This window comes from Pseudonocardia sp. (assembly GCF_025965585.1).
Classification (GTDB): Bacteria; Actinomycetota; Actinomycetes; order Mycobacteriales; family Pseudonocardiaceae; genus Pseudonocardia.
This window is the reverse complement of record NZ_JAOPWR010000309.1, coordinates 1-5,365: the sequence shown is the minus strand read 5'-3', so window position 1 is coordinate 5,365 and position 5,365 is coordinate 1. Positions and strand designations below refer to the sequence as shown.

Below are 5,365 nucleotides of genomic sequence, written 5' to 3'. Positions count from 1 at the left end.
TGAGCCATTGCCAACCTGATCACATGTTGGCGATCATGAGGGTCTGAACTGCGGCGATGAGCGTTGCAGCGTTGCTGGGGCTGGAGCGGATCTTGCGCAGCACTCGCCAGTTCTTCAGCTCGGCGTTGACTCGCTCGCCCGGTCCGCGACGGCGGGCGTGGGCGGTGTTGACGTCTTTTCTGGTTCTGCGACAGCTTGCGGTAGCGGCCGGTGTCGGGGTCCTTGCGTCGGCGCCGCTGCGGGACCGCGACCGTGGGACCGGTGCCCTGGTAGGCGGTGTCGGCGGCTGCGGGGATCTCGTGCGCGGTGAGGGCGTCGGGGATGCCGTGCTGGCGGGCGGCGCCCATGTCGTGGCGCGCCCCGGGCAGTGGCGGGGAGATCCACACCAGGCGGCCGATCGGGTCGGCGATGACCTGCACGTTCAACCCATGGGCCTTGTGCTTCCCAGAGTAGAAGGCGCGGTCGTAGCCCGACGCCATTCCGACCCGGTCGATGCGCAGCAGGGTGCCGTCGAGGATCACGGACGCCTTCCGGCGCGCGACCTCGATCGCTTGCTCCAGCGTCGGCGCCATTGCCGCCAGCAACTCGAGGGCCTCACGGATGTAGCGGTACACCGTCGAGGTGCCGATCTCGAATCCGCAGGCCAGGTCGGCGTAGGTCTCGCCCTTGCGCAGGTAGGCCACGACCAGCAGGGCCTGGCGGCCGGCGGGCAGCTTGCGCCACCGAGTTCGGCGCTGGTTGCGCTGCGCTCGCAGCGCATCGGCCAGCACGCCGAGGGCGCGGCTGGACACGGTCATCCCGGACGGGTAGGACAGCACCTGAAGCTCCTGGTGAGGCGGATTGATCTAGGCAATCGCCCGTCTACCAGGAGCTTCACCCATTCGAGGTCACGCCACGCCGCACGCGCCCTGACCTGGCCGTCCAGCAGGTTGGCAAAGGTTCACTCCTATGGAGGCCAGGTCATGACCGCCCTGGGCGCGGACACCGCGAATGTGGCCGGCCTGGTCTACGTCGCCGCGTTCGCCCTCGACGAGGGCGAGTCGCTCGGCACGCTGCTGTCGCAGGGCCCGGTCGCGCCGGCCTTGGAGCATATGACCACCGACGCGCAGGGTTTCGCCTGGCTGGCCGAGGAAGACTTCGTGAACCACTTCGAAGACGATGTCGACCGCGCCAAGGCCCGGGTGATGTACGCCGTGCAGCAGCCGATCGCCGCCTCCGCGTTCAACGACGTGATGGGTCAGCCGGCCTGGAAGTCGCTGCCGACGTGGTTCCTCATCGCCAAGGACGACGAGGCCCTCCCGCCCGACGCCCAGCGCCAGTTCGCCGCCCGGATGGGCGCCACTGCCGTCGAGGTGCCGGCCAGCCATGTCGCGATGGTCTCCCATCCAGCCGACGTCGTCGACCTGATCGAAACAGCTGCCCAGACGGTCACCACTGACAACTGACCTGAACCCACGGCGGCGTGGACGCCCCCCAGCACGCGCGTCTATGCCGCGACATCCGCCGAGAGAGTCAGGGCGTTGTCGGCCGGCCATGTGGCCGCGAGACCCGTGTGACGAGGCGGGCGAGGAGGCACTACGTCGCCTCCGGTGTCACCTTGCCGTCGCGAACCTTCCGGAACGCGGCGAGCGCGCGGTCACCCGCAACGGGCAGCGTGCCGGTGTACTGCGTCGTGGTAGTGATCCGCCGGCGACCAAGTCGCTCCCGCACGACGATCCTGTCCGCACCGCCAGCGAGCAGCCAGGACGCATGCGCCGCGCGCAGGTTGTGAAAGGTGACCGTCTGCTCGACCTTCGCGGCTTGGACTGCGGGCGCCCAAAACTCGGGCGGATGTTGTTCCGCGACAGCGTCGTACCCGCATTCGAGGTGAACACAGCCCACCTTCGACGTGCAGTTTGTCGTCGGTGGCGATGACCTGGTGCTGCGGCTGCCGAAGCATGGCGCGTCCGGCCACGCCCGCTGGCGCGCTGGCGTTGGTGGGGCGGAGCGGACTTCCAGGGCCGGCTCCGGGAGCTCGCAGACTGGGCGCGCTCTGAGTTCGGCACGTCGACGACTGGCCTCTACGGATCGTCGGAACTCCTCGCGCTGACCACCATGTGGATGCCCGACCAACCACCCCCCGCCGCTGGACAGCAGTCGGCCGGCCCGTCCACGACGGCATCACCGTCCGGGTCGGGCCTCCCGACACCGGTGAGCCACTCGAAGCCGGGCGGGAAGGCGAGCTGCAGTTCCGCGGACCCAACGTCGTCGATGCCTACCTCGGCACGGACGCACCCGACACCGTCACGGCGGACGGCTGGTTCCGTTCCGGTGACCTGGGCGTCGTCGCGGACGACGGAACGATCGAGTACACGTGCCGCAACGGTGAAGCGCTGCGCCTGCCTGGCTTCCTCGTCGACCCTGCCGAGATCGAGGGCCGTCTCGTCGAGCACCCCGCCGTCGCGATCGCCAAGTTCGAGACGCTCAAGTCGGTATTCGAGCGACTCAAGGGCTTGGAGGGCCTCGGCGCCAAGCTCGAACTAGGCGACTCCATCAAGCAGGTTGATAAAGCTTCGGATTCACTGGCCTGGGACGCCGACACGATCAACTCCGGGCAGCGCCCCTGATCACGGGTTGCGGCAGGGCTTCCGTCGGCCCCGGCCTACCGGCCCGAGCGGAGCGCCTCACTACAAGCACGAGGCGATAGCCACCAGCGGCGTGCCTGTGCCCATCCCTCGCGTCGGGCGGTCGATCAGGGTCTGCCGCAAGCAGCCACGTCGTCAGGGCCGGAGGCAGGAGCACACGGCACGGTCTCGTCCGACCGGTGGTTGTCATTGCCTCTCGTCAGGTCCACGCTCGGTCACCTCACCGGCTCGGAATCCCCGGAGGAGTGGATCTCGATGTTGTTCTTCTTCAGCGTGCGCGTCGACCACAGCGGAGTGTCCTTCGACGAGCTGTGGGACGAGTGGGAGAAAGAAGTTGACGCAGCGCAGGGCGCCCTCAAGGCCGGCAAGATCAAGGACCTCTACAAGGTCAGCGGGCAGCGGCGGGTCGTCGGCATCCTCGACGTCGAGTCGCACGAGGAGCTGGACCGGATCGTGATGGCCGGGCTTCCAATGGCTCACATGCTGGACTTCGAGGAGATCGTTCCGATCCGTGAGTACGCGGAATTCGCAGACGACGTGCGCAAGCGGTGGCAGCAGTAACCCACAGCCCCTCACGCCCGGCTTCTGAGCATGAGGATGAGGCGGTGAAACGGGACATCTAAGGGCGCCCCGCGCGGCGTCCCGCGCCGTGGGGACGCCGGTACGGGGCACGACAGCGGACTTCAGCCGGCCGTGCCCCGGCGACGAGCCTGCATGGCGATCCAGGCGACGAGGGCGGCGCATCGATCCGCGGTGTGCGGCACCGTCGTGGGCAGCGCAACGCCGGGCTGTCCGGCGACGGATCCGGCCCGGTGGGGCCGTCGTGGGTGAACCCGGGGGCGTGCAGCGTCGCCCCGCAGCGCCGACACGATTTGTGCAGCGGCTCGCTGCCGCGCGGCTCCGCCGCGTCGCCGCCGGTGAGCTCGGCGCGGGCCTGATCGGTGAGCAGGACAGGAACGATGGACATCGCGAGGCTCCTTCGAGCTAGACGGGCGGGGGAGACGGGCGGGTGGCCCGGCCCCGAAGGGCCGGGCCGCGCCCGGGGGGATCAGCCGACCTGTTGCGGGGCGGTGCTGCGCTGGGCCTGGTCGGAGGGCTGCTCGCCGCGGTTGCGCTCGGCCTTGGTGACCTTCGCGCGCTGGGCGCGGAGGCTGACCGCGATGTCGCGGGCCTCGATCTTGTGGCGGCGGATGACGATGTCCTCGCCGCCGGGCTCGTAGGACTCCTTGGTGTAGGAGTCGTCGATCTCCTCGCCGGTGACCGTGACGGCCATGCCCTTGGCGATGCTGTCGTAGACGTTCTCGGCGAACTCGCCGAAGCAGACCACGTCCTTCCAGATCGTGGGGCGGGTGACCCACTGGCCCTTGGCGCGGTCGAACCGGCGGGAGTTGATCGCGATCGAGAAGTTGACCACCGCGATGCCGTTGTTCTTGCCGTAGTTGATCTCGGGGTTCTTGCCGACGTTGCCGTGGAAGGTGTTCTCGTTCATGGCGGGCTCCTGTCTGGAGGTCGGTGCGTCGGGGTGACGCGGCTCCGCCTCAGCGCGCGGTGCGGGTCTGGGCGGGGGTTCCGGCTCGTCCATCCCGCGTGGTGACCGCCAATGCCCGGCCGCCGGCCGACCTGGAGAACCGGCGCGGCGGTCTCACCGGGATGGATGGGCACGGGTTCATCGACCAACGGCCCGGGCCGGGTGCTGACCCTTCGGGCGTCTCCACCAACCACACCGGCCGTCCACGGCGGGAGTCCCGCCCCTGTGAGGGCCACCGCACCCCAACGTCATCCGGCCCGGATACACCGCCGGATCTCCAGGCAGGACGCCGATTCCGGGCCGACGGCCTCGAGCTGGGCAGCGCCCGGCTCACCCCGCGCAAGGCGCCCGGTGTGTGTGCTGGCCTCACAGCCAGAAGAGGCGGTGCTGGAGCGGCTCGCTGTCTCGTGCCCGGTCCATCGCCCGCTGCGGCCGTGCGCGCGGTCGCGGGGGGTGACGACGAGCTCGACCTCCTCGATCACCGCCCCGAGCACGAGGGATCACCGAACCGCTCGTCCCGTTCGGACCGCGCCACCGCGTCGACGTCGGTGACGGTAGAGCCGGGCTTGGCACCACTTGCACCGGTCCCAGCTTGGGATCAGCTCGCCCAGCCCGCTGACGTCCTGGCCCTGCCGGTCTTTTCGCGCTTGGTGTGCTGTTCGCTCTTGGCGCTACTGAGCAACTCGACGCCTCGGCGGTCCAGTAAAGCTGTTGGTGCCCCTCGGCATCCTGCTGGCCACGCGGTATCGCGCCAATCCCGCCGACGGGTTGCTGGTCGGGGTCGCCGTGGGGACCGGGTTCGCGGTGTTGGAGACCCTGGGCTACGGATTCGTGATCCTGCCGACCACCGGCGGGGACCTCCTGGCGACCGAGGGAACGCTGATCCTCCGGGGGCTGCTCAGCCCGGCGGCGCACATCGCGTGGACCGGCCTGGCCGCTGCGGCGCTGTGGCACGCGCACGCCCAACGGTGGCGCCCGCGCGGTGGCCGTGGCGGTGGGGACGTCCCCGCAGGCCCCGACGCGGCCCATCGAGCCAACCAGCCCGTTGTGCTTGATGGTTCGGACGAAGGCGTTGGAACGGAACTGACTAGTAGCGTGTCGCCGCTAAATATTGCAGTGGTTGGTGTATCAGTTCTCAGCAGTTCGCTCGTGTTGCTGAGAGGATGCCCAGACGATGCCCAGCGCGAAGGTGTTCAAGGTCTTCTTGTCGGCA

5 protein-coding genes and 2 pseudogenes are annotated in these 5,365 nt (G+C 69.3%); 4 read left to right on the top strand and 3 right to left on the bottom strand.

Annotation, left to right across the window (positions count from 1 at the left end):
* Positions 1-19: 19 nt before the first annotated feature.
* A pseudogene (locus tag JWR81_RS18910) lies at positions 20-818 on the bottom strand (transposase family protein).
* A gap of 12 nt (positions 819-830) precedes the next feature.
* Here JWR81_RS18910 and JWR81_RS18905 point away from each other — a divergent pair.
* A complete protein-coding gene (locus JWR81_RS18905) occupies positions 831-1,445 on the top strand; it encodes an alpha/beta hydrolase (RefSeq protein WP_297654241.1) in 615 nt (204 codons plus the stop codon).
* Positions 1,446-1,575: 130 nt separating this feature from the next.
* Here the strand turns inward: JWR81_RS18905 and JWR81_RS18900 are convergent, their stop codons facing one another.
* Positions 1,576-1,881: a tyrosine-type recombinase/integrase gene (locus JWR81_RS18900; RefSeq protein ID WP_297654238.1), complete on the bottom strand. Its 306-nt coding sequence runs from the start codon at positions 1,879-1,881 to the stop codon at positions 1,576-1,578.
* Between the two features lie 215 nt (positions 1,882-2,096).
* Between JWR81_RS18900 and JWR81_RS18895 the strand changes: the two genes are divergently transcribed.
* Both JWR81_RS18895 and JWR81_RS18890 read left to right on the top strand, forming a co-directional pair.
* Positions 2,097-2,606, top strand: a complete 510-nt coding sequence (locus JWR81_RS18895; protein ID WP_297654235.1) for an AMP-binding protein — start codon at positions 2,097-2,099, stop codon at positions 2,604-2,606.
* A 273-nt stretch (positions 2,607-2,879) separates the two neighbouring features.
* On the top strand, positions 2,880-3,185 hold the full coding sequence (locus JWR81_RS18890) for a muconolactone Delta-isomerase family protein (protein ID WP_297654232.1): 306 nt from the start codon (positions 2,880-2,882) through the stop codon (positions 3,183-3,185).
* Positions 3,186-3,672: 487 nt separating this feature from the next.
* Here JWR81_RS18890 and ssb read toward each other — a convergent pair whose 3' ends face one another.
* Entirely contained in the window at positions 3,673-4,113 is a 441-nt protein-coding gene (gene ssb / locus JWR81_RS18885) for a single-stranded DNA-binding protein (protein ID WP_297654229.1), read from the bottom strand.
* Positions 4,114-4,866: 753 nt separating this feature from the next.
* On the opposite strand from ssb, the pseudogene JWR81_RS18880 reads away from it, so the two are divergent.
* A pseudogene (locus JWR81_RS18880) lies at positions 4,867-5,073 on the top strand (PrsW family glutamic-type intramembrane protease); the annotation flags it as partial.
* Positions 5,074-5,365 lie beyond the last annotated feature (292 nt).

Excerpts from the sequence above, each read along its gene's own strand:
- JWR81_RS18890 (WP_297654232.1), top strand. The coding sequence starts at position 2,880 with ATGTTGTTCTTCTTCAGCGTGCGCGTCGACCACAGCGGAGTGTCCTTC.
- ssb (WP_297654229.1), bottom strand. The coding sequence starts at position 4,113 with ATGAACGAGAACACCTTCCACGGCAACGTCGGCAAGAACCCCGAGATC.